The sequence below is a fragment of the Njordella aestuarii genome (assembly GCF_056494165.1).
Window position 1 is genome coordinate 2,890,898 of record NZ_CM151397.1, and the last position, 23,572, is coordinate 2,914,469.

General features: G+C 48.8%; 31 protein-coding genes. 3 read left to right on the forward strand and 28 right to left on the reverse strand.

Features of this window, described 5'->3' with window-relative positions; translation table 11 throughout:
* Positions 1–2: 2 nt before the first annotated feature.
* Entirely contained in the window at positions 3–875 is an 873-nt protein-coding gene (locus SH451x_RS11090) for a nitrilase-related carbon-nitrogen hydrolase (RefSeq protein WP_479362524.1), read from the reverse strand.
* Between the two features lie 472 nt (positions 876–1,347).
* Here SH451x_RS11090 and SH451x_RS11095 point away from each other — a divergent pair, with 472 nt between their 5' ends.
* On the forward strand, positions 1,348–2,847 hold the full coding sequence (locus SH451x_RS11095) for a CoA-acylating methylmalonate-semialdehyde dehydrogenase (RefSeq protein WP_479362525.1): 1,500 nt from the start codon (positions 1,348–1,350) through the stop codon (positions 2,845–2,847).
* A 106-nt stretch (positions 2,848–2,953) separates the two neighbouring features.
* On the opposite strand, the gene SH451x_RS11100 is transcribed toward SH451x_RS11095, so the two are convergent.
* From SH451x_RS11100 to SH451x_RS11125, 6 genes are all read right to left on the reverse strand, one after another.
* Positions 2,954–3,253 (reverse strand): hypothetical protein, encoded by a 300-nt coding sequence (locus SH451x_RS11100; RefSeq protein ID WP_479362526.1) that lies wholly within the window; start codon positions 3,251–3,253, stop codon positions 2,954–2,956.
* A gap of 110 nt (positions 3,254–3,363) precedes the next feature.
* Positions 3,364–3,699 carry a hypothetical protein gene (locus tag SH451x_RS11105; protein WP_479362527.1) on the reverse strand — a complete coding sequence of 112 codons (336 nt, stop codon included), beginning with the start codon at positions 3,697–3,699 and terminating at the stop codon, positions 3,364–3,366.
* Between the two features lie 197 nt (positions 3,700–3,896).
* Entirely contained in the window at positions 3,897–4,229 is a 333-nt protein-coding gene (locus SH451x_RS11110; RefSeq protein ID WP_479362528.1) for a hypothetical protein, read from the reverse strand.
* Between the two features lie 126 nt (positions 4,230–4,355).
* Entirely contained in the window at positions 4,356–4,775 is a 420-nt protein-coding gene (locus SH451x_RS11115) for a hypothetical protein (protein ID WP_479362529.1), read from the reverse strand.
* 626 nt (positions 4,776–5,401) lie between these two features.
* Positions 5,402–6,361: a hypothetical protein gene (locus SH451x_RS11120; protein WP_479362530.1), complete on the reverse strand. Its 960-nt coding sequence runs from the start codon at positions 6,359–6,361 to the stop codon at positions 5,402–5,404.
* Between the two features lie 249 nt (positions 6,362–6,610).
* Positions 6,611–7,075: a hypothetical protein gene (locus SH451x_RS11125; RefSeq protein WP_479362531.1), complete on the reverse strand. Its 465-nt coding sequence runs from the start codon at positions 7,073–7,075 to the stop codon at positions 6,611–6,613.
* A gap of 477 nt (positions 7,076–7,552) precedes the next feature.
* On the opposite strand from SH451x_RS11125, the gene SH451x_RS11130 reads away from it, so the two are divergent.
* Complete coding sequence (locus tag SH451x_RS11130; RefSeq protein WP_479362532.1) at positions 7,553–7,798, forward strand: hypothetical protein; 246 nt, start codon at positions 7,553–7,555, stop codon at positions 7,796–7,798.
* A 54-nt stretch (positions 7,799–7,852) separates the two neighbouring features.
* On the opposite strand, the gene SH451x_RS11135 is transcribed toward SH451x_RS11130, so the two are convergent.
* From SH451x_RS11135 to SH451x_RS11235, 21 genes are all read right to left on the reverse strand, one after another.
* On the reverse strand, positions 7,853–8,119 hold the full coding sequence (locus SH451x_RS11135) for a hypothetical protein (RefSeq protein WP_479362533.1): 267 nt from the start codon (positions 8,117–8,119) through the stop codon (positions 7,853–7,855).
* A 143-nt stretch (positions 8,120–8,262) separates the two neighbouring features.
* Positions 8,263–8,715 (reverse strand): hypothetical protein, encoded by a 453-nt coding sequence (locus SH451x_RS11140; protein WP_479362534.1) that lies wholly within the window; start codon positions 8,713–8,715, stop codon positions 8,263–8,265.
* A gap of 169 nt (positions 8,716–8,884) precedes the next feature.
* Positions 8,885–9,262, reverse strand: coding sequence for a hypothetical protein (locus SH451x_RS11145; protein ID WP_479362535.1), 378 nt, complete (start codon positions 9,260–9,262; stop codon positions 8,885–8,887).
* Between the two features lie 1,576 nt (positions 9,263–10,838).
* On the reverse strand, positions 10,839–10,985 hold the full coding sequence (locus SH451x_RS11150) for a hypothetical protein (protein WP_479362536.1): 147 nt from the start codon (positions 10,983–10,985) through the stop codon (positions 10,839–10,841).
* Between the two features lie 21 nt (positions 10,986–11,006).
* Positions 11,007–11,474, reverse strand: a complete 468-nt coding sequence (locus SH451x_RS11155; protein ID WP_479362537.1) for a DUF6194 family protein — start codon at positions 11,472–11,474, stop codon at positions 11,007–11,009.
* A gap of 163 nt (positions 11,475–11,637) precedes the next feature.
* Entirely contained in the window at positions 11,638–12,135 is a 498-nt protein-coding gene (locus tag SH451x_RS11160) for an SRPBCC family protein (protein ID WP_479362538.1), read from the reverse strand.
* A gap of 230 nt (positions 12,136–12,365) precedes the next feature.
* Positions 12,366–12,662 (reverse strand): hypothetical protein, encoded by a 297-nt coding sequence (locus SH451x_RS11165; RefSeq protein WP_479362539.1) that lies wholly within the window; start codon positions 12,660–12,662, stop codon positions 12,366–12,368.
* Positions 12,663–12,838: 176 nt separating this feature from the next.
* On the reverse strand, positions 12,839–13,465 hold the full coding sequence (gene msrA, locus SH451x_RS11170; protein WP_479362540.1) for a peptide-methionine (S)-S-oxide reductase MsrA: 627 nt from the start codon (positions 13,463–13,465) through the stop codon (positions 12,839–12,841).
* 70 nt (positions 13,466–13,535) lie between these two features.
* Positions 13,536–13,769: a KOW domain-containing RNA-binding protein gene (locus tag SH451x_RS11175; RefSeq protein ID WP_479362541.1), complete on the reverse strand. Its 234-nt coding sequence runs from the start codon at positions 13,767–13,769 to the stop codon at positions 13,536–13,538.
* A gap of 170 nt (positions 13,770–13,939) precedes the next feature.
* Positions 13,940–14,479 carry a hypothetical protein gene (locus SH451x_RS11180; RefSeq protein WP_479362542.1) on the reverse strand — a complete coding sequence of 180 codons (540 nt, stop codon included), beginning with the start codon at positions 14,477–14,479 and terminating at the stop codon, positions 13,940–13,942.
* A gap of 74 nt (positions 14,480–14,553) precedes the next feature.
* Positions 14,554–15,048: a hypothetical protein gene (locus tag SH451x_RS11185; protein ID WP_479362543.1), complete on the reverse strand. Its 495-nt coding sequence runs from the start codon at positions 15,046–15,048 to the stop codon at positions 14,554–14,556.
* Between the two features lie 202 nt (positions 15,049–15,250).
* Positions 15,251–15,433 carry a hypothetical protein gene (locus SH451x_RS11190; RefSeq protein ID WP_479362544.1) on the reverse strand — a complete coding sequence of 61 codons (183 nt, stop codon included), beginning with the start codon at positions 15,431–15,433 and terminating at the stop codon, positions 15,251–15,253.
* A gap of 1,518 nt (positions 15,434–16,951) precedes the next feature.
* Complete coding sequence (locus tag SH451x_RS11195) at positions 16,952–17,476, reverse strand: hypothetical protein (RefSeq protein WP_479362545.1); 525 nt, start codon at positions 17,474–17,476, stop codon at positions 16,952–16,954.
* A gap of 698 nt (positions 17,477–18,174) precedes the next feature.
* Complete coding sequence (locus SH451x_RS11200) at positions 18,175–18,597, reverse strand: hypothetical protein (RefSeq protein WP_479362546.1); 423 nt, start codon at positions 18,595–18,597, stop codon at positions 18,175–18,177.
* A gap of 110 nt (positions 18,598–18,707) precedes the next feature.
* On the reverse strand, positions 18,708–19,145 hold the full coding sequence (locus SH451x_RS11205; RefSeq protein ID WP_479362547.1) for a hypothetical protein: 438 nt from the start codon (positions 19,143–19,145) through the stop codon (positions 18,708–18,710).
* Between the two features lie 129 nt (positions 19,146–19,274).
* Positions 19,275–19,742 (reverse strand): hypothetical protein, encoded by a 468-nt coding sequence (locus tag SH451x_RS11210; protein ID WP_479362548.1) that lies wholly within the window; start codon positions 19,740–19,742, stop codon positions 19,275–19,277.
* 109 nt (positions 19,743–19,851) lie between these two features.
* Complete coding sequence (locus SH451x_RS11215) at positions 19,852–20,361, reverse strand: hypothetical protein (RefSeq protein WP_479362549.1); 510 nt, start codon at positions 20,359–20,361, stop codon at positions 19,852–19,854.
* 89 nt (positions 20,362–20,450) lie between these two features.
* Positions 20,451–20,822: a hypothetical protein gene (locus SH451x_RS11220; protein WP_479362550.1), complete on the reverse strand. Its 372-nt coding sequence runs from the start codon at positions 20,820–20,822 to the stop codon at positions 20,451–20,453.
* A 184-nt stretch (positions 20,823–21,006) separates the two neighbouring features.
* Positions 21,007–21,624: a hypothetical protein gene (locus SH451x_RS11225; RefSeq protein ID WP_479362551.1), complete on the reverse strand. Its 618-nt coding sequence runs from the start codon at positions 21,622–21,624 to the stop codon at positions 21,007–21,009.
* A gap of 118 nt (positions 21,625–21,742) precedes the next feature.
* Positions 21,743–22,177 (reverse strand): hypothetical protein, encoded by a 435-nt coding sequence (locus SH451x_RS11230; protein ID WP_479362552.1) that lies wholly within the window; start codon positions 22,175–22,177, stop codon positions 21,743–21,745.
* Between the two features lie 547 nt (positions 22,178–22,724).
* Positions 22,725–23,177, reverse strand: coding sequence for a nucleotidyltransferase (locus tag SH451x_RS11235; RefSeq protein WP_479362553.1), 453 nt, complete (start codon positions 23,175–23,177; stop codon positions 22,725–22,727).
* Between the two features lie 21 nt (positions 23,178–23,198).
* On the opposite strand from SH451x_RS11235, the gene SH451x_RS11240 reads away from it, so the two are divergent.
* Entirely contained in the window at positions 23,199–23,390 is a 192-nt protein-coding gene (locus tag SH451x_RS11240) for a hypothetical protein (protein ID WP_479362554.1), read from the forward strand.
* Positions 23,391–23,572 lie beyond the last annotated feature (182 nt).

Below are 23,572 nucleotides of genomic sequence, written 5' to 3' on the forward strand. Positions count from 1 at the left end.
GCTTATGGTTCAACGATAGCACCATAGGTTTCTGGACGACGATCGCGGAAAAACTGCCAGACGTTCCGGACTTCGCGAATCATATCAAAGTCGAGGTCCGCTATGACAATGTCATCTTCATCGCGTTTTTCCGACATGGCCACCATTTGCCCACGAGGGTCGCAAAAATAGCTTTGTCCGTAGAACTCGCCGATTCGCCATGGTTCTTCCCAGCCGGGGCGATTGATCGCACCTACAAAGTATTGATTCGCAACCGCATGAGCAGGCTGTTCGAGTTTCCAAAGATATTCGCTCAGCCCCGCGACCGTTGCCGATGGGTTAAAGACAATCTCAGCTCCGTTCAGTCCCAGGCATCGTGCTCCATCGGGAAAATGCCGGTCGTAACAAATGTAAACACCGACTTTGCCAATTCGAGTATCGAAGACGGGGTATCCGAGATTCCCAGGCTTGAAGTAAAACTTCTCGAAGAATCCAGGCTGACACTGAGGAATATGGATCTTGCGAAACTTACCCAGGTAAGAGCCGTCTGCGTCGATGACCGCGGCCGTGTTATAGTAAACTCCGGTAATGTGCTCTTCGTAAATCGGAACGACCATGACCATTTCAAGTCTTTTCGCCAGATCCATCATCAACTTGACCGTCGGACCGTCAGGCACTCTTTCGGTTAACTCATACCATTTGAGTTCTTGTTCGGCGCAGAAATAGGGTCCATAAAAAAGTTCTTGAAGACAACAAACCTGCGCACCTTGCTGTGCCGCTTTTTCGATCATCGCTACGTGTTTGTCGATCATCGCTTGTTTGATTTTCGCAACGGGCGAAGTCGTTGGTTCGCACGTTGTCGCCTGAATCAATGCCCCTCGTACTATCCGCGCCATTGAGGTTCCTTTCGAACGATCAAATAGATCTTACGCTTGTCAAATTCAAAAATGCCAACGAACTATCACAGTCCAAGATCGTGGTCCTCTCACCATTTTTTGGCAGATGTTCCTGATAAGGATGTGGCAGTGTATCACTGCTTACTTATACAATATCGCACCGAGTTTTGTGCGGCGAAGGATCGATGCAAGGCAAATTTTTGAACTTGCCAAGCGAATCCGATTGACGCAATGCGATTGGGCGGAGAGGATTCCCATAGATGCTTTGTATTTCGGAATGGTAAGCTTGTCAAAGGGTTTCTCAATAAGAACACTATTTGCGACCTCACCTCCTCTCTTTTCTGGTTTACATTAGCCCAAGGTGTGACAAACTGATTCGGCATGCATGCCGCCACCCGTTACGTAACCTTTGTGGCTTTACACAGAGTTGCACTATCAAAATTTCAAGTCTTATACGTTAGGAAGTTGATCGATGACCGCCGCACCTGCTGTTGAACCGCTGAAGAATCTTATCGCCGGAAAATGGGAAACTGCGAAGGTCGATTTTTATGAAGATGTTTTCAATCCGTCGACTGGTGAAAAGATCGGCGACGTGCCTCTTTGCAACGCCAGCATCGTCGATAAGGTCGTACAAGCCGCCGCTTCAGCCCAGGTGAAGTGGGGTTCCACGCCCGTCGTTGAGAGGGCACGCGTCATGTTCAAGTACCGTGAATTGCTGGAAAAACACTTCGACTCGATCTCTCGACTGATCACGCGCGAACATGGCAAGACTCTGGGGGAATCGCGCGCTGAACTCAACCGAGGCATCGAAGTGGTCGAGTTCGCATGCGGCATTCCAAGCCTTTTGATGGGCGAAATTTTGCCGAATATTGCGACCGATGTCGATGCGACCTGCGTGCGGCATCCAGTCGGTGTTTGCGTTGGCATTACGCCCTACAATTTTCCTGCCATGGTTCCAATGTGGATGTTTCCTGTCGCACTGACCTGCGGCAATTCGTTCATCTTAAAGCCATCTGAAAAGACGCCGCTGTCCGCCATCCGACTTGGCGAGCTGCTTATGGAAGCGGGTTTGCCTGACGGAGTTTTCAACATTGTTCACGGTAGTCGCGAATGTGTCGAAGCCCTGCTGACTCATCCCAAAGTGGCCGCGATTTCCTTCGTCGGTTCGACGAATGTCGCCCAGCAAATTTATAGCGTCGGCACAGCTCATGGCAAACGCGTACAAGCGGCCGGCGGTGCCAAGAACCATTTGATCATCATGCCTGACGCGGATCTGGATCAAACCGTCAAGGCACTTGCGGCCAGTGCATATGGTTGTGCCGGACAACGCTGCATGGCTGGCAGCCTCGCCGTCGCAGTCGCAGATGCCGGTGATCGAATCGTGGACGGACTTGTTTCATTCGCGTCAAAGATGAAAGTGGGGCCAAGCGACGGAGACGAGACCATCGACATGGGACCAGTCATTCGCGAAGAACACAGGAAGCGCGTCGCCAATTATCTGGACGTCGCCAAAACGGATGGAGCAACAGTGGCGCTAGATGGCCGCGAAGTGAAAGGGCCTGGCTATTTAATTGGTCCGAGCGTGGTAGACTTTGTCGAGCCGCAGATGCGCGTTGCAAAGGAAGAGATTTTCGGGCCGGTTCTTTCGGTCGCTCGGGTGCAAACGATTGAGGACGCGTTGGCGCTAGGTGATCAGTGTGAGTTTGGCAACGGTGCCGTGATCTTCACTCAAAGCGGCTACGCGGCTCGACAGTTCCAGCAACATTTCAACGCTGGAATGTTAGGCATCAATGTGGGAGTTCCTGCTCCGATGGCTTGGTTCCCATTCACAGGGTGGAACCGCTCGTTCTTTGGCGACTTGCATGTTCAAGGCAAGGAAGGCATCCAATTCTACACCCGCCAAAAGGTTACGATGGCGCGCTGGCCGAAGCAAACAGACTCCCATCACGATCCGGTCTGGCGTCAAAAGTAGCGCACGGAGCTTTTCATAGAAAGCGCTTCATCTCGAACGACTTCAACGCCGTCGTTTTGTCCTGCTCATCGAAATCAAAGCGTGCAGCAGAACAACTCGTTGTTCGTTAACTGCTGCCTCGATGATAGACAAAACCGTTCAAGCTCAACTCTTCTAGAAGTTCCTGAAAAGTGAGAAGGATTTTGCACATCATTTCGTAATTCGGAAAATCGATGTGCTCGCCTTCGTTGATCGACGTCAGGATTTTAAACCGATAGAACTGGTACGGAACATCGCATGTCAACGAATTGCATTGGGATTTTCTAATTCCCTCGTACAGATACGTGTAAATGATCACCTGACTAAAGTTACTAGGATTCTCGCGCGAATCCCAGTAGTAGTACAAATGACCCTCAGTATACTTCATAACCAATCAGTTGCCTCGTAGAAATTAACAGTCTAAATAGAACACTCGAATACCAAGCATGCCCGTTTCGTACTCTCAAGCCTTTTTGTTAGGACCGAAAAGAACGCACTCTACTCTGGTATCGCGATGATAACCTCACCAACTATTCCTAAAACCGAGGTTGTTTTTCCAAGAGATATCTGTTGCAGATGCTCGAACTGCTTCAGTTGTGATAGCCATTCATTTGAAATGTTTGGAGGATTGTCAATCCGAGTTAGTTTCCTAGATCGCCACAATCCGGGAATTGTCTCGTCATACGTCACCACTCCGCCGCGATTCTCTACCTCGTAGGTGATTTGCTGACGCCGGATTTCGGGGATTAACGAGCATCTGACAAAGATCGCACAAATCAGTGTTATCAGCAGTAAGAATGTGATTGAGAACCGGAGCATTGATTTGACTTGCATCTGAAACCTACGTTCGTATTGACAACAATTCTCTGTGAATCTCGAATTCGAGCGGCAGACATTCACTAGGTTCTGCGCACAACCCCTAACACTAAGTTGTCTGAAAAATGCTCATCTTTAGTGGCAGTGCAGTTATTCCTGCTGAATGATGTTATAAGTGTATGTTGACCACTTGCACGCCGAGCTTGGCGGTTTATCTACCACGAGCATGTTGAAGTATACCAGACAGCAAAACAAAGATAAGGTACTCCGATCAAGCCTAGGCAGATTACGCCTGCGACCCAAAAGTGAGCCATACCATTCATTGCATTGCTCTCAGGTACTGATAACCTGCCATCAACGTTCTTTCCGAAGAAGCTCGCATAGGTTGCGTATACAAACAAACCACCAACTGTAGTGACGATCAGGACGATCAGTACCAAGGGGAACAAATAGATAGACGGAAATGGACACAGTATCAGTGCACCAAGATGAACACTTGAAATCAAGGCGGCCGTTATAAGTGTCGGGCGAAAATCAGTCTGGCTCATACATTCACAATCAACACCCGGATAAAGGCCATCTGCGGTGGTTCTCCGTGTTCACAAATCGACTTGGAATGCCGAGTAGAGATTCGGTCGTTGGGGTTCTACTCGGCAGCTGCAAACTGATTCAATTCATAATTTTACTTGATACTGGTACTGCCGTCGAAAGAGAATTTTTGCTGACCAAGACACCGTTATAAAAAAGAAAACTGAGTTTGCAATGAAAACCGGAATCCTCGCGTCCTCAGGTGTCCAGCGAAACAAATAGATTACGATAGCGACAGCAGATAAATATGCGATCCCGGTGGTGCAGAACATCTTGACGATTAAATCACGATGACGCACACCGAGCACCGCTAGAGCCGAAGTCAGCACTGCGTAAATTGCACCAGAGATCTCGAGCGTCTCACCGTCGAAGAAACCAACTATTCCTCCCAGCAACAGAACCAGTTGGCTTAGAAACATCAGCAGTATGATGCCGCGTTTCGGAACATCGACCACGATCTCATGCCGCTGTATGTTTGCCAATTGAGGCTCTAAGTATGGGTTCATCGGAAATCCTGCCTACTCCAGAGCGGCTTCTGTTCAATGTCGGGGATGCAACGCGACGATGTTAGTGCTATTAGACTCTTCCGAAATTTCTATTGCAAGCAGACGAGAGCTTGCGATGATGCACAAGCGTTCGATCATACGAAGAAAGCTGTACCAGAGATTGCCTATACCACGGGGCAACGAGAACTAATCGCGCGTACGGGTTGGTCACTCGAATGTCGTCGTTTCGGTTAAGTAAAGGCTCTGGCTAACATGCTACAGTGACAGTTCAGTTTGCACGAGAAAAAAATGCACCGTGAGTTCAACCATGTGAGTGGCAGCAGGTCGAACCTTAACCATCTGTTGGCGTTTTTTCAACTCCAACGATCGATTTGAGTTTTTTGGGGTCGACCCGCAAATCAACATTTCCACACTCCAAACACGCGGTGGCTTTGATGGTCAATCGATCAGACAGCACTATTCTGGAAAAGGGAATACTCGCCTTAAAGTCGGCATCGTAAACTTTGCCTTCGACAAGCCTCGAAGATCCACAATTCTTACACGATACGATCGGAGTCTGCATTATGAGTATTGCTGGCAACAGCTTTCTTGGCCGGCAGAGGCAAGCGGAGAAGACTCATTGAAGTCTATTTGACACTATTGAGTTCAGTCGATAGTGATTTGGATAGGTATTCGAGGTACGGAATGATTTTGCGTCGCGCTTCCCTCGGTATAACATATCGGCCATTTTGATGTAGAGCGATATACAATACAGACGGGTCTTCGATCCGATTCGACACTAAAGTCCCGAACGGAAATTCGAAACAAAACTGCTCGTCGGAGAGTTTATCATCGAAATGCGTCTCCACTTTCGACACGATACGCTCCTCGTTCATGGATGGATTTTTCATCGTCCACGATTTTGGTAGCCATGCATTTACGCGCACGTCCCGCTCATTGTGAATGTCCAGCTCCCATAGTTGTTCTCCCATCCAATGTTTGGTGATGCGAGTTATACAGCAGTCTCGTTTCGGGTCAACGAAGTAGACATAAGCTGCATCTTTCGCTTCTACAGGTCCTTGCGGTGCCAGTTCCAGCAGATTTCTTCCATCGCGTTCGGTTACTTCTGGGATCACGGTATACGGTCGTTCCGAAATTGGAGAGAAGTGTGGGTTAAGTGGACGAACCGCCAGTAAAAGTGGCAGCACTTGGATGGTGTCCCAATCCGATGGTTTGTTCGATTGAAATCCTGTGGGGTGAAGATCCTCATCGAATACGTCTATACCAAAGAACGATCTTCCTTCCGTCCCGTTCCAAGTCGACGTGTATGTTTCAGTCACGTACCGAACTCGAGTTTGGTCAAAACGGCGTTTAATTCGATCTAGCCGAAAATCGTCGGTGCTTCTCAAGAGCAAGGTATACAAGCTAGTAGTCGAGGTAACGGAGGATGTATTGCGTACTTCTGCCCACTCAAATCGGCAGACTTTGGTCCGCTCCATGGTTCCAGACCAACTCGCCTTAATTTGATCGATCGTAGCATCTTGAGCAAAGGCAGATGGCGATGAGTAGAAAATTAAGCCAATTGCAATCCACGCTGCGCGAATCATTTCGTCGGTTCCTTAAACTTCAACCACTTACCATCTAACAAGCACCGAGCGGCAACGGTTATTGCCTGTCTTGAAAACGCACACGTTTGTCACTTCGCTACTATGGTTCTTTCCGTTCAAGCTTCAATTCTAAGGTCTAACCGTTCGCACTCGAAATGAGCTGTTACTGATTTCTCACTCGAAATACCTCGGCTCGATCGCTCCGATGGAATGTTGGGTTGTGCCACACGTCGTGAACTAGATCTGAATCTATTTCGGATTCGGAAGTTTTACACGTATCCAGGTTTCGTTGAAGACGCCGTTCGGATCAATTTGGCGATGAGTGTCACCGTCAAGTTCGATTTTGACAGTCGTATTTGTACCAATTAGTGACCCAGTGAGGTCTCCAGCAAAATCGGTCTTAGTTTTTAGCTCGGTTCCGTCAAACTCATAGGTGCCACCATGAACGAAGACGATTTTCCCAGCTTCATCTGGCTGAATTACACACCAATGAGTCTCGTTAAAGATCTTCAGTCGTGTACCGATACCCGACGGTGCTCCCGGGACCTCGGCCTTCTCTAACTGCCAAGTTCCAATTAGTTCCGTTGTGGCGTCTTGCTTTGCATTGTCTGATTCTTCGTCTGCGGTAGTTTGCGTCTCGGCCATGTTCGACACTGCGAATAACAAGAGGATCAGAGCAAGTCCAAACCAGTTTCGATAGCTGTTTCTAGGCATATTGATTTCCTTATGTTCAACCTAACGTTAGATGCTTGGATGCAAAGAGCGATTGCTTGTCGCTGAGTAATGTTGGCAAACTCCTTTTTGGCTCAAACCTTAACATACTATTACCCAAAACTCTATCTTGGTCCACGGTTGCTTCCAATTGGATACAGCGGAGCCATCGCCAACCGCACCAAACAAGGTATCCAGCAATGAACGCGAAGCAAATGCCCAAGGTCACGATGAACCAGAATTAAAACGGTTCGTCAGCCACCAAAACCTCGACCATAATTGTAACAGCTACGAACGCGGAGAAACTGGCGAACAAAAGATTTAGTATCCCAAGTGCCAGAAGCAGCCGCCGACGCTTTCTATACCAGCACATTCATTCGGCGAGCTCCTATCCGGAAGCCGGTATGACGAAAAAATTACCGGCAACGAAAGCGAACGGGTTCGGTACTGAGTGAGATCACGCACGTAATGAAGAAGAAAATGGCAATAGTAAAATTGATTGCGGTGCAGACTTTATTCGCCGAACGCATGATGAATGACATGGAAGAGTCGATGGTCGGTCAAAATTTGTTTTTCGTCATTGCGGCCAACTTACCTAAACCGGACCCTACTACGTACCCGATTGCCACTACCAAACCGACGTTTCCCAGGGATACCTTAATGGCTGCTCCGAGTGAACTGATGTTGGTTACGCGTCGCACTATCTGCAAGTCGCGAACGAATTGATCGCTAACAGGACATCGACATACTGAAGGGATCGTAAATTCGATAAACAGGCAGTCATTTGAATCTGTCCAGGTCCTTGAGGAGGAACAGGACGTGTATCATCCATGACAGCATCGCCGAAATGATGATCGAAATAAGACTCCCAAAAAACACACCAACTGTAAACCCGACGGCCAGTCCCAGAATGCCGAAGGGCAATCCGACAACAGCGCATAATGCAGCGATCGGACTTGGAATACACCATTGCGAGACGACGATCGCAGAACGCAAGTGTTTTATCACCGGAGCAATGTCGTTATGTCTTGAATCAAGATCTGGCAATTAAATTCTCCGAAACTAGCAAAGCAGAATATCGTCCGAGCCCCCGCCCATTCGGTCTATAAATTGAAGCGAGACCGGCGGGGAGTCCGGCCTAACACTTTGTTTGGTAAAGTCGAAGTTTAGCTCATAAGTTTGACTTTCCACTATTCTCGGATCCCGCAGTTGCGAATAGTTTCCCGGATCCGCTCCAATATGCGCCGGATATAATCGGAGGTCTTGCCTGGCGTCCGGACAAATGCATTCGTAACCATGTAAAAAGGCATTCGTGAAATCCTGTCGTACGCCGTTATCGGTGTTTCCTCGTCTCGGCCTAAGTATTTGTTAAGCCTATGCAAGAATGGAACAGGCGGTTCGGGTACCATCTTTCTCTTCGACAAAACAGTCGATTGTTCACTTTGAAACTTCTTGGCGCTGTCGGCAAGCTCATCGTACGGTAAACATCCTTCAGCGAGATCAAGCCGATCGACTTCATCAAGGGGATTGGCAAAATCGCGTATTTCCGGGGAAAGCTCTTGTAGCTTGTCAGTACCACACTTCCAGCACAACTGGAATTGATCACCGTGTTTCTCGTTGCAAAGTTTGCAGAACCAAGCCATATTTCGATTGCCTAGTTTTCTCCATTTTCGGAATAAGGAATCTAAGTATAACCTGGATACAGCGTATGGGGCACTCGATCAATATTTGGGGTCTGAAACCGTAAGCTCAATTTGCTCACCACATGTTCGCTAAGCTTCTTCCTACCACAAGTCCATGGATCGGACGCTATCAAGATTCTTGCTCTTGGTCTTGGGAATGCTCAGGTGGATGTTCTGCCGTGCCTGACGCAAAAATGCTCAGAATCATCCCCGCCCCACCACCTGTTGCTGCGCCACACGCGCCGCCGATCAGAACACATGATGTTACGTAGATCATTGTAAAGTCGCCCCCATCGGCGAACACGGTCAATCCGCCGAAGAATCCAATAAGCACGCCAGCGATCAAGCCAACGCCGCCACCAAGCAAGGCACTAAGAAACATCGTGAACGTCCGAACGAGCATTGTAGAACAGCTTCCAACCAACGCTGTGCCTTCCGAGTTTGCTTCGTTTATTGCGTCGATTGGAGATTCGTAGGGAATAAAATTCAGCATGCCATATCGGTCCATGGTGCGAAGTTGCGATAAGTGGTCAAGCCTTTCCGTAACGCACAAACAGCAACCGCTGACAGAGTTGCAGTATGCCACACGAGTATGCACCAGTTGAATTGCCAATCATGGGAATGAATATACTACCTTTCCCCGCGATGCGTTTAGCCTTATTTTGCCGCAGGAACTTCGTACGCCAAGCGTACCAAGACGACTTTTAGCTGGGCTAGTGATTCGTACTACAGGACTGCAAGTATCCAGTTGATGTCAGCTCAATATTCTCTACTTGCAGAGGCTACGCTTGTAAACCGACCACGCAGTTCTTTTGGTGCATCGAGCGGTAATGTGCGTTTAGCTGTAGATGAACTCGAACAGCACAACTACGAAAATCGGAGCAGACGCGGCTAGCGGCAGCATGAACGAGCTACGGCGATAGCGGAATAGTCCATAGAAAGAGACTCCCACTAAGACGAGGCTGGACTGGAACAAGCCTACGAGAATGCCTGTCCGCACGCCACTCGAGGATTCGAAGACGACCAATGCCAGCAAGTATAGGGCCCAACAGCCGATTGTCGCTATCAAGAGCCTTCGAGGAAATCGTTCGAACACCTCTGATTTATTTTTACCCAAGGAAGATCTTATTTCGTCCTGAAGCGTTTCGGTTTGGATCACTCTAAAGTTGCAAACGCACCGTCGGATGCTCGTTCCGAAAGTCTTTGCTCATGCAATTCAGGCTTTTTCGAAGCATGGCGGCACAGACGCCTCCCGAGCAACTGGCTTTATGCGAGCAAAAGACGGCTGGTTAAGGCTTTGGTTGCAATCGCTTGTTAGTCGCATTTTACTCTATATTGAAACCAAGTTCATTTATTTCCGAAGTCAATGCTTCAAGTTTTCTCATAGATCTGCCCGAGAACGCTGCATTCGTTTGGTCATTCGCAAGTGCCTCGACATACGACTTCTTGGAAGCAACCTTGATCTTGGAGCCCCTCAGTTTGGAGACAAATAGAAAAAGATGTTGCTGGATTCGAAAAGCCCAGTACTTGAGTAAGGTCTTTGGTACGCGGCGAGGCTATTTTTTGGACTACATCAGTACATCATTGTGCTGCTGTTCTCCGATCCTTCTTATGATGTGTGCAGTCAGATCTAAAGTGCTCGGAAGACTACGCGGATAGGGATTTCCAAGAAATTGCGGCCAACGAACTATCGCTGCTGAATCGCACGTTAAACAAAGACAATCGTATTTGCCCGCGAAGATCCCCAATACCCGTGAATCAGATTGTGACGTGTAAGATAAGTGACCGCTTGTTATTGGTGTACATTCGTGAGATTAGCGGGCAAAACTGCTTTTGGAAATTATCGCATGCATCGCTCAGTTCCAACCGTAACGACCAAGAAAGTGGCAAGTATGAAAGCGGTAGAAAGCGTTCTGATAGTTGATGTGGTACTTCAGATCCTCTGTTGCGACAAACTGCGAGCATAACGCAACCGTCGTGTCTGAGTTGTTATTAAGGTTGAAGGTTTCGGCGGGGCTCTGGAAAAAACGTGGGTTATGCTATGTGCATACACACTTTGCTCGCGGAGCACACTATTGTGAACGTCAAGGATTGTTGGCTCTAAATTTTCTTCGACGAACCACGGCCGCAAGTGTCATAATCAAAGCACCAGCGACGCCACCGTAGAACGAAGCGAGCAATACACCGAAAATCCCACCGCCCAGCTCCTTCACAGTTTTGAACAACGTCATCCGCCGGAGTATTTGTCCCGCCTATACCGCAACACGGTTGTAAGCAAATCTAAATGCAGACGACAAATGTGACTCTACCAGATTTCGCGAACCCTCGCACGGATTGATGATGCAGGCCCAGCCACTTTTGCCGTAGACCGGGTGCGGGAAGAATCTGTCTATCGCTGCGACATCAAATTTGGCACGATTCTCGTCCCATGCTGCAGGGCTGAATCCAAAGGCCTCTTCAAATCGTTCTCGTCCTAGTTCAATGTTGAGTCGGAATAGACCTCCTCGGTTCAACTGTGACTCGTCGTCGAATCCTTCGTAGTCCTTGGTCACAATTGTAACGAAGGGCATCTTCGGAATCGTTCCATCCCCCTTGCGACAGTAGACGAATGTGTCGCCCCACGCGATTTCTGGACTGCCATCTTCAGGATTTGCGATCTGGAGAAAAACGTTTCCCAGAGAAGACAGATAGGTTCGGATTTCCTCCTGTGAAATCGACATTTAATACTCCTCGTCTTGGGGGCTAAATTTTCTAAACCACAAAATTTCAAAAGCCGTGGCATAGGCTACTCGCAAACTCAGGACTACATCGTTGTTGCTCTCGGTAGCCGTGCCTCAGCTAAGGATCTGTGATTTCAATAAACGCACGATCTGCGGCTGCGGTTCACCGCTTTGATAGCTGCATCTCAAGGTCAAAAACTCGCTTTGCGTTACCCGATTCTGCTACAGACTTTATCAATTTATTGCGTTCTAACAGCAAGTTGCGCATATGACGAGTAACAACTAGCCAATTCGCAACATGCCCCAACGGTCCGAGTGGAGAAGTAAAGTCGAACACATCTGTCATCACTGTTCCGTCTTTGACTGTTTCGAATTTGTGGTCATGATCGAATCTTGAAAAAGCGCCGGATACCATTGAGTCTCGAAAGAAGTTCGGGCGATCGAATTCGGTCACTCGAACAGTCAAACACTGACGTACGCCGAAATGGGTTGCTTCCCATGTCACCGTCTCACCAAGCTCTATCAACCCGTGCATCTTTCCAGCGATAGCCCGTTCGTTCGTTTTCGCCGTAGATTGAACGTGCAAATCGATACTGCGTGACAGATCGAATACCATCTCAATTGGTGCCGCGATTGTGGTTGTTAGCGTAATGGCTGGCATTCGTAGCTTATACGGAAAGCGGCAGTAGTCCCTTCAAGTCGAGAGCAACATCGAGTGTGCAGTTGTGTGTTCGCATCTCATACGACGTAACGGCTGAGTTCAGCTGGCCGGTGCGATTGACTCAACGCGATTTCAAGATTGCAGATCGCGGGCGTCGTTTGCAACCAATTGTTATTCGCGTATGCTCCGTGGTCATCGTTTCGATGCATTGTATCAGGCATCGTCTCTGCTCAGCCAGCGGAAACGAGGAAATTGCGGATTCGCTGTTTCAGTCCGTCGTCATCTGTCCCTTTGATCAACGTGGTGAGTCGCCCATTGCTTTCACGTCGCACATAGATTTTGAGCGTATTGGTTGTCTTCACATCATTCAAGAAAAATGTTTCGTATGACCTGCGTTTCGCATGAGGAACGCCGTCTACAAACTCCACGGCATCGGGTGTAACGACAATCTGAAAATGCCATTTAGGTCTTACCACCGTCCATACGGCGTACAACACAAGTCCGGCAATCGCAAATTTTACCAACATTCCCATGACGATGGATTCGGAAAGATGATCTCTTAACTAAGTTAGGATTTATGAAAAGACAACGTAATGGCTAGTACTTGGAGGATTGGCTGGACAGTATTTGGCTTTGGAGATGAATGCAAATCCAAATTTAGTTGTTGACGCGGCTCAGTGCCATCGCTTTAAAATCGGGAATTTTAGTGGTTAGGCTCTACCAAGTCTACCTTGTCGCCAAAGAGCTCTTTTAGTTTGTTCAACTTGGGAACAATGTTGGTCTGGCAGTAAGGTGCGTCTTTGTTCCGCTGGAAATAGCTCGCGTGATCTGCATCTGTGGGGTAGAACTCACTGGAGGATTCGATGGTTGTCACAATGCGGGCCGTAAATGCTTTCTGCCTAGCCAAGAGCCTTTTATATTCGCTCGCTTGGCGTCGTTGCTGTTCGTTGTGTGTAAAGATCACGCTTCGGTATTGGGTTCCGATATCCGGTCCTTGTCTATTCTTCGTCGTCGGGTCATGCGTCTGCCAGAAGATCTGCAATAACTCCTCATAAGAAACGACTGTAGGGTCAAACTCGATTTGAACAACTTCGACATGCCCCGTCTTGCCGGATAGGACCTGCTCATAAGTTGGATTTTTCGTTCGCCCGCCCATAAAGCCAGGCTTGACGCCCGTGACTCCTTTCACGCTTTGAAATACAGCTTCGACACACCAGTAGCAACCTCCGCCAAAAGTAGCTTTTTCGATGGTTCCGTCTTCGCCATACGTGCAGCCGCCACGTGTGAGCGTAATCAAACACAAAACAATAGCGAATCGATGGTTCAACATGATTTGATTAGCCTCGTATGCTTTTTTGGTGCATCGCTATGTACTGCAACCTTGCTCATAAGGTTTGCCGTTAGTTATCGACTCGTCGAAGAATCTCGTTCGGTAGAGTGAGTGGTACAATCTTACCAAACACATCAACAGCCAGGTCGACACTCTTACCATTGTTTCTAATGACTTTTGCTCTCATTCCCGTGAAGTTGCCTGATAAGATTTCGACTTCATCTCCTGGAGATGCGGTGGTCTGTGCGATCGAGTGCTCTTGTGATTTGTGAGCAGTATCGCCTCGGTCCGGTTTATCCAACATTTTTTCATGCTTCCGTGATACATCATCCAGTGGTGACTCAAGCTTGCTGCACTCGTTTGCTGTCCATCCACAAGTGGGGCAGGGCCGATCGTTCCAGACTGAAAGATCCAATTCCGTTGAAAATTCGGCCGAGGCGTTGCAGTATTGGCAGAGCAGGCGGCGTATTTCTCTCATGTAAACCTCGCTACGCAACATTCGGGAGAAGACAGAAAAAATCTATGCGCGTACCTGGATTGAGATGGCAGCCACTTGCCTGAAGTACTGATACTCGTGTCGATCACGATGTACGCGTCGATCCTCGAATTGTTGCACGGATTCTTGCCACGAATCATCGCGGGGGATTCAAAGTGTAGGTTATCGTGTGGGAATGAAACAGACGTCCACGCCATTCCCGCTAGCAAAGATTCGAGCAACGTTGAGTTTGCCCATCGCGCCTCACGTCTTAGCGCAGGATAGTTGGCAAATTTTTCCTCATGATTTGTCGAATGGCCAATTAAGATCATAAGCGGTTGCTCTTGAGCCTCACCTTGAAACGGTAGGTGCCCGGTCCTGTCCGCGAATTCGCGAATGAGATCGACGATCTCGCTGGCGTGGTTGCGCCGCATCATGTCCATATCACGTTGATACTTCGTGTCGAGAAACGAATAGCCGAAAAAAATCGCGATTGGAAGCGCTACTAGCCCGACGACAATACTCAAATTTCTGTTCATGCGTGTGTGTAGGTCAATTCATTTCACTGAACCGCGCCGCCCGCAGCGTTGTGCGTAACGGCAAGTTCGACTATTCAGAATTCCCGGTACAGGTAGCGGAGCGTCACGATGCGGAAAGTCTCCATCTCTTGGCCATGGACTTGTTCCCAAAACGTGTCTGATTCACGACGTTCCAGGACATATACGAAGAGTTTTCCCGTCCGGTCGCCTTTCTTCATATCATACGAAAACTCTATTAAGCCGTGTTCGCCACGTGAGATTCCAGCGCCCTGCGTGCTCCAGCCCGTCGTGCGAATTCGTTCCGCTACAATATCACAAAGTCGCTCGATGAAGGTGTCTGCGATCCCGGCGGGGACGCTCACCTCGACGTCGGCAAAGTTTCGACCGCCGCCGCCACTTCCAAACTGCGCGGCGGGTTCGGCCTTCTCGATCATGGCTCGGACGTGGGCATACGAGAACTGCTCGTCGCCGTGAAATCGGTCTGGCGCACGGAGGAACGGCAATGCATAGGGAACCAATAAGGCCAGTATTGTCACAGAAAGCAGCAGCTCACGGATGGAGAATCGCATTGGTGGAGAGCACCTACTAGACGTAAAACCAAACACAATGTTGACCGAGCCCCCCAACACGGTCTCTAAAATTCGAAATGGACCATCGGGAGATTCGGTCCGACCTTTTGTTTAGTCCTCAATCCTACCAGAAGAACCACGCGCCTGCATTCAGCAAACTCGCAGCAAGAGCCGCGATGGTTGCGGTTCCTTAAGCCACGAGTTATGGCAATAAAGGTATTATTCCCTCACTAGGATACAAGGTGAATAAACTAACGTTGATATCAACCGTCAAGCTACCATTGATGAGGTCATCCATCAACACTACGCTTGGATCGAAATCCCACGCACCGTGATGCATAATCCGAACGCGCCGGCGAATCGCAAAAAAATCAGCCCTGCTCATTGGTTGTAACTCAGCCCGATAGAACGCGCAGTTGGTCCAAACGAGACCAAGTTTGGATGTCTGCGAGTGAATCTGGCTGCGTAAATCTTCGTCTATCCAACTCAATTTTCGATTGTCAACTTGTCCTTCAAACGAGTCTACGAATAGCCGTGCCCTTTTCGAAGGTGCAACCGCAATTGCGCTCAAGACGCAAAAACTCGTCAACATGAATACGAGCATTCGCAAAGAAAAACGTTTCGACATACAAATTACGTGCCTGTAACCATAAACATCCCGGATCGCAGAGACCGAGGAGTAAAGTTTGATTTCAGAACTGACCGTGTGCACTGTGTGAAACAAGTAAACGCCAATAAGTTCGATGACGCACCGCGTCCCACTGCGGTGCAACGAATTGTTCTTCTGATCTGTCCTGGTCTACCTGCAATGAGTATCACTATTGCGGATTTGCGTTGCCAAACCATGTTAAGGCAGTAGTCTGAGCAAGCAATAACGCAATAAAATAGCTAAACAAGAATCCGATTTCAAAAACATAAATTAAGCCAAAGGTAGCGAAGAAAGACACCACCCAAAAGCAAGTCTGAAAATGCACAGAGCTCAGTCGCGGTGATTTTCCACTGATGCACTTCGAAATCAAGTGAATGGAAATGAAACTGCATATAGTCATGGCGATTACGAAAAGCGGACTCATTGCAACGGCAGCCTATACTAAAAATGATCTGTCAGTTTCGAAGGTTGCAGCAGAACGCGTTATCTCGTAGAGAATCGTACTAAAGGCTTGAATGGGTTTGTCTGACGGACGCTAACGATCCTTCAGCCCGAACCAAGTTGCTATCCATCCGATAAACCTTGCAAGTTAGGGTGGATTGCATCGTTTTGTTCCTCGCAGTTGACCCATTGGAGAATAGCATTGTTTCCAGAATAGTCGCGGTAGAATTTACCATACTCTGAGTGTGAAACCAAGCAATTCGGAAAGCATCTTCGAAGTCCTTGGAAAGCATTTTGCGAAATACGTGAATTGGAAACGTCGAGCATTCTTAGGTACGTCATATTCCCGACTGCCTCTAAAATACCGTCGCCAACATTTGTGTCCCACAGAAACAAGAATTCCAATTTCTCTATGTTGGAAAGATAGGAAACTCCTTTCTCTGAAATTTTGGTTCTTCCAGCGTCTATTGCCATGAGTGACGTGCAAGCCGAGAGATGCTTCGGCTATTCCAAGGCGCGCGATTCTGTGTTCTCTCAGCTTCTCGCGCGGTAGCTCTCGCGTTTTCAATTTTGTGACGCAGATCGTTAACGCGATTGCAAATGCTGTTTTGAGATTCTCGTTCATTGAAGTACACGGGCTTAGAGCATGAGTGGTTCCGTTTCCGCGTCTATTATGTGTCGTCTGTTTTTGTCATCGCTAGTGGCGCTGGATGAATAGCTGAACGGCAGAGTTCAGCGAGCCCAAGCAATTGACTCAACGCAAGACAATTCAGCTTATCGAGCGCTTCGCTGCAACCATTTGTTATTGAAATGCTACCGTTGCGAGCGTTCAATTTCGCTTAGCAATGGCCCGGGATAGATAAAAACTACATTTAGGTCAAGATAAGCAGCGTATTCGGCAAGCTGATTCCAGTCGCTAGGAATATCACGCAATAGAACGCCGCGAATCGACTGCTCAGCCAGTTGCCAAATTTGGTCATTGTCAAGTTTTTCGCCGTTTTGTTTCCACGCGAGAACCTTTCCCTTGGGACCAATCCTCGTCGAAAAAGATGCCGTCATTCTCCGGCCACGAGTGTTGAGCGGATTAGTCGCGCCTCGATCTTCTTGCGCTAGATCAATTTGAATTCGGGGTGGTTCGTCGGTTGGTAACTGCGTTTCAAAGATGAGTCCGCGATTCCATGTTCGAGGTCTAGGCTCGAATTGTATCTTTATATTGTCGGGATTGTCTGGATCGCGCGTGATCCTACAAAAATCCGATACCGCGAATGGAGAATTCTCCTGCGCACAGCACGCGGACCCAACAGTCACGATCAAGAACACCGCCACGACTCTGTTCATCGCTTCATACTTGTGCAATAACGCCCGCGTTTGCCGAGACGCGGCGATGGAAATAGATTCTCAAAACGACTGTTTAACCGTCTCCGGGGCAACGCATTGATGCTCATCATGGCCTCCTTGGGTGAGGCAGTTTTTCACCCTCAACCCAAGAAGACACTCACGATGAAATTCTATCAAACACAACACTAATTCTACTGCTGTATCGACCTGCATGCCAACCGTATGTACACCTGCGTCGTCGATTCCCAAGGAGAAAAACGACTCCACCCGAACTTTAGTACCCGCGAGACTAAGTTTAGCCGCCAGCCCAACGGGCTGCGCTCTTAGCATCCTATCGCAAGTCGTTGCCCACGCGGTTAAACAAGTTGCATCGGTCGTTTAACCGCGAGCCCAACGGGCCACGATCGCCTTACTGGGCGAGCACCTGTTCTGAGTCGCGCGAAAGCGCGGCCAGGAGCAGTTCAGCGACAAGGAGACTCGCAAGTCAACTTCAAGTCCGAATCGTTAATGAATCATCTCCCCCGAGGAAAAGCCATACGAAAAGTAGTGTAGGAGTCTAACTGTGGGTCGATGCTCGGAGCTCGAAAAATGGGAACTCACGAAACCGAGCTACTAAAATAGTCAACTTTCACCGTGGCTACCGGTACTTACTACTTGACTTCAAAGGGCATCTAGATGTTCTGTCGTCTCAGTCCTAGCTAGTCTGCAATCCACGTAGAGACTTCCAATACATCCAACCGGAACATAACAACGGCGGACATGAAGGAGAACATATACAATGTTAGTAACTGCCAGAGCCTGCCGATCCTATACCCAATCAAAAAGATGAGCGGAAATACTCCAAACGAAGATGACATGAAAAGGACATGTAGTGCGTAAGGAATGCCAAACAGAAAATCACTCGGATCGTGTGTTCCTGGGCGCACCCATTCACCGAGCATAAAACTTGAAACAATCCAGAAGAGCAGCACATAAAAATAGTTGATCAATGGTAATGCGGAGCCTGAAATAGCGACAACCCACAATAGCATATTGTGTCGTGCTGGTGCTGGAGGCTCATCCATATTACCAAGTCGAATAGCTGGGGAAGCGTATGGGTTTCCTGAAATACTGGTTGTCATTTTAAATACGACAGAACGACTGAATTCACCCGGTTGCGGCCTTGTGATTTACCATCAGGAAAAGTGACCCGCAACTCGTGTGCATTGTTCTGTTCGGCTTCCCCCCTAAGTTATTTTGATGCGTCTGCATTCAATGGCGATGCAGAGTATACCCAAATCCACCAGACCCCATAATTCTGTTCGAGTATCAGCCCGTGCACATCAAGCCTACTTCCAGCCACAAGTTTTGACTCAAAGTCTTCTGTCAGATTGAACAACCGCGCTTTCGAAAACGAATGTTCGAGTCCATCAATCTCTAGGTACGCTAAGGTCTTTTTGTCCAACTCCCCCTTAAATGGCTTGCACGTACAATGAAAGCAAATCTGATGAGCAAAAAAACGCTTTAGATCACTTTCGATCTGCACTTTCTCGTTGAATTCAGTGACAGATAAGGACGCAACGCCTTTAAACAGTCGATCGTCGGGCTTCCGATCCTCAGCGGCACCCAACGTGTGATTGGCTACTGCAAGTGTTCCGATGGCTGTCAACATCGCATTTCGTCGGTCCATGAGTAGTCTCCAATATTGAAGTTTGTATGCACAGCCCAACAGCGGTCTTTACCGAGCGGCGACGGAAGATTCACAACTTCAAAACCGGCAAGTTTCGCCGCTCCGGTTCACAGCCGTTGGTCGATGTGATCATTTTGTGCCGTCAAATTGCAAGGATATCACAAAATCCCGTGTCTTTTCATTATACACGCCATAGAGTTTATGGAAACGACCGCCGTATCCGAACAAGACGTCGGGTGGTTCTTCTGGCGTTGCTTCCGACAATTTTATTCCTCGGTTCGCTAAGTACGCCAAAATGTCGGCACGGTCAGCGATGTTCGTTCCGTTTTTGGACAGTGAAACCTCTGCGTTATCGCAAAACGCTTGAACGGAGTCGCGGGTTGCAGTTCCAGTGATGGTGAATGTGCCGCCACCATGCGGATGTTCGTAGCCGCGGAAGCTTGCCGTTCCGACAAAGACTAGTTCGGACAAGTGCGCTCCGACGACCGGAATGTCGTTGGGAGTTGTCACATCACCGCTGTACCGGGAACCGGTAGCCTGATAAGCGAGCCAAGCAAGCAATGCAATGACAGAAACGGCGGCCGCTACTTTACGCATATTCTAGATGTGAATCTGGCCTTCTTGGTCGGCGAACGCTTGGGTTCCGCGGGCAGTCGCACGTGAGTTACCACAGTCAAACCGCCCGATTAGCCTGCTCCGTTGCAACCTATTGTTCTGTCTTGGTTTCTATGTGTCGACCAAATTGTATCACGTTTTCATGGTGGAACATGCAAGCCCATTGGCAGGTCGAGACCACGGCAATCATTGAATAGCCTACATACCAAGCCCACGCGTTCCAATACCGTAGTACGATTTTCCAGGGCATCGCGAGGATCATCTCGCGGTCATAAAACAAATATACGATAGTGCTATAGGGGACGCCACAATCGTGAAGCCATTGTCGCACAGATTGAATGCCGTCAACCGTATTCCATGATGATTCCCCAAGTTGGAGGAACCGCGATTCTGGAAAGCCCAATTGATCAGCGGACACGGACGGCGGTAGCAGCACATCCAACCATCGATTCATTTCATTTAGCGAGGAAGCGTTGACACGATGAATTTGTTCGAGGAGTACATCCGGTAGAGTGCCATACATATCCTCGACCAATGTAATGCCTCTCCTCGATGGGGCGAGGTCATTCCAGGCCGTTGTTTGAGGATTACTGGTTAGCATAGGAAGGCAGAACGTCACGCATCAGCCGGCCGGGGCTATGTGTTCACTTCAAACACCGACCCAGCCGCCGGATCCGGGGCATGCGAATGTTAACCGCCAGACTGGATCGAGTGTGGGCCAGTGCAATTCGAGTTGGGTTCCAACGCAACGATCCAGCGAGTTTTACAGACTGAGCAACAGTATGCAGGTTCGCGGGTCTCCAAGTGAATATCCAGAGGGCGTTCGCGAATGGGTCGCGCGCATGTCGGGCATCTTGGGTAAGGAATAATTAGCATTGTGAAGGCGAATGTCGCCAAAAAGCCCAGTAGCGAAACGACGAGAAACGTTCCAAAGGAATTCACGAAGAACCCGGAATACAGCATCGCGACGCCAAGTGGCGTAAGTCCTACGTAGAACGCGAGCAAGCGTCGCGTGTAGTGCTTTGCATCATAACGTATGGCTGGCGTGTCGTCTGTCATCATATTTCAGTCTTATAACGATTGCGATGACCGCGGTCGCCGCGAACGATCATCCATTGTAAAACGGCCGGTCCGCGCATCCGGTCCAGCGTTTGGTTAGGTGCCGGTTTTAAAACAGGGTTCTGCAATGCGCCAAGGGATTTGTTTGATCTCTCCCTTAAGTAACGACGCTATTGGCAACTTGGGTTCATGGCCTGGTTCGTCGATTCTTAGTCTCCCGTAGCCATGCAAGCTCACGTTCCAATTCGAGTCGCGTCTCAGTATTCTTCGATGCGTCGGTCGCGATCCAATGCTCCACTGCGTGAACATACTCATCGAAAGCAGGAGCGTCAACAGACGTGGCTGCAAGGGCGGGATCAATTCGTCGCACAAGCCTCAGAGCGACTGCACGAAGTGAAACGTCCTTATGTTCGTCACCGCGAAGGTCAGAGTTGGCAATTTCACATAGCCGTTCTCTTGCGGCCGAGGAATCTTGTCCCAATCCGCCTAATGCATAAACGGCGTGACCAGCAACATTGATTTTAGTTGATTGCGTAGACTCCATAATCCACCGTAGGATCTTGTCATGAAGAGGATCGCCTGCATCAAAGCCAGACTCGGTGATAATGCCGCTCAAGGTCATCGCACCAAATCCCAGCAACGCTTCTTCGTACCGATCCAATTCATTGCTTGACCCGATTGCCTGGCATTTCTGCAATAACAATGGTAGGTACGTTAAACCGTTGACGCCCTCGGATCGTAAGAAAAACGCTGCTTCCGATTGGTCTCGCACAGACGGTGAGTCTAACTTGGCGGCAAAGTCCATAGTGATTAAATCGTCGAACGGCCGGGTTCAGCGAGCCCGATCAGTTGACTTTACGCAAGTCAAAACGGCTGATCGAGAGCGTCGTCTACATCCCATTGTTATGGGATTTTTTTGTGTTTCAATCGAACATAACGCCCGGATTCATTTCTGCGGGAGTTTTCCATTCAACTCCGAACTCTTCTTTCAATATTCGCTTTTTCGTCCGCCAATACAGATGACAAAATCCAGTACGGCGTCTTTCGTTCGCCAGTTCTTTTTCGGCCATTTTGTCAGCCTCTTCAATAAGCAGTGAGAATGCTGGATCACGTTCAATTGGATCGTGGCTCATTGGCAACCGCGATGCATGAACATTCGAGTTTGAAAGCGATTTTTTGTATTGGATTCCGCGGTCGTTAAGGATGCGGCAGATTTCGTCGAAAGATTGCATCTTCAGTCGAAGGAATTGAGTTCGCGACAATTCACATTCCAGCTGAGATGCGTTTGCATCCCACCAATCCTTGAATGGCATTAAGTGCCGTCCTTCTGCGAACGCAAGGAAGTAGTCAATGTTCACGTCGATGACCATGGGAACGAAGCAAATCTTTTTGTCCGATAACGCTGGCGATCACGCAGTCGCCGTAAAAGGGCTACGATTCGAATTCGCAGCCGACCCGCAACACGTGGTGAGTAGAGCGGGCTCTCTCTTTCAAGTTTAGCATAGAGCTTGGGCTGGATCTCACTGGTTGCCTTGAAGACAAACTGTGTAACGTGAACGGGCCTTCGACTTCGAGACTTAGACTACGGGCCTTTCTACGTCACTTGCCATGACGCAACGAAGAATGTTGCCTTCAGGTAAGCACACACCTTGGGCAGGATCTGACAGGAGCAATGTTTTCAGAGCTCAATACCGTTCAAGGTTCGACAGTCTGGCGATACCGTTCGTCCTCGCTACCTTTCCTGACTACACATCAACCAGCGACGTCGGCACAATGCCTTATACGCTGGTTGCAAGCCTCGACACTGAGCCTCTGACTAACAGCTACTCAGGTGAGAATCACAGTCACCCGTCTTCAACTATTTCCCGTTCGATTCGTGCATCGCTTGGTTCGGCCAGGCCGTCGCTACTCGCCTAGGTTTGCTTCGAGTTGCTCGGCGTCCGCAAGGTCTTTTGTCCGCCCTGTAGATCGTTTGTTCTTTATCAGATCTGCTAATCCGATGACCGGTATCTTCAGCCCATCCCAATCTACGGTCGTGCGATTCACCCATGCATCCTCAAAGACGACACCGTCAATTTTAGTTAAAATATCAATTCGAACTGGCGGAACCCCAATTTGAAATACCATCGCAGGTGTGGATAGGTCGTCTACAGTTAGGTCGTGCAGTGGGGCGCCAAATCGCGAGAGACAAGCGTAAACCAATGGGCCTGTGTGTTTGTCTGCACGAACCCAGATATCGATATCACCAGTTGAGCGGGGGTATCCATGGGCGGCCAAGGCATAAGCCCCTACCAACAGGAAATCAACGGCTGAGCCGATGAACTCGGACAACATGTCTTTGTAGTCTGGATGCAGCAATGTTTCGATCCTTTATGGACCATGAAGCGATCGTCAATAGCCAAACCATATTCAAGCGATCCACCATCGAATGGTCAACCACACGACAACCCTCACCTTGGCTGGCGAGGCTGGTTTTCAACGCTTTTGAGCGATCAAGGCGTGGTAATGTTTCCATTGTTTGTTTTTCTCATGGCCGAACGGCACGGATCATCAAGTCGCTGGCAGTTTTAGCATTGCCAAAACGCACCTGTCGGCGAATTTGGGTGCATCCGATTGTTTTTCAAATCGGTTCACGAAGACGGCATCGTCGCCTGCAAACTTATCTTCGAGAGCAGGTAAAGTCAAACTTTACTTTTGCTATCCCACGCGAGGATTTGAAACTCTTGTCCTACGGAACATCGCGACACAACCTA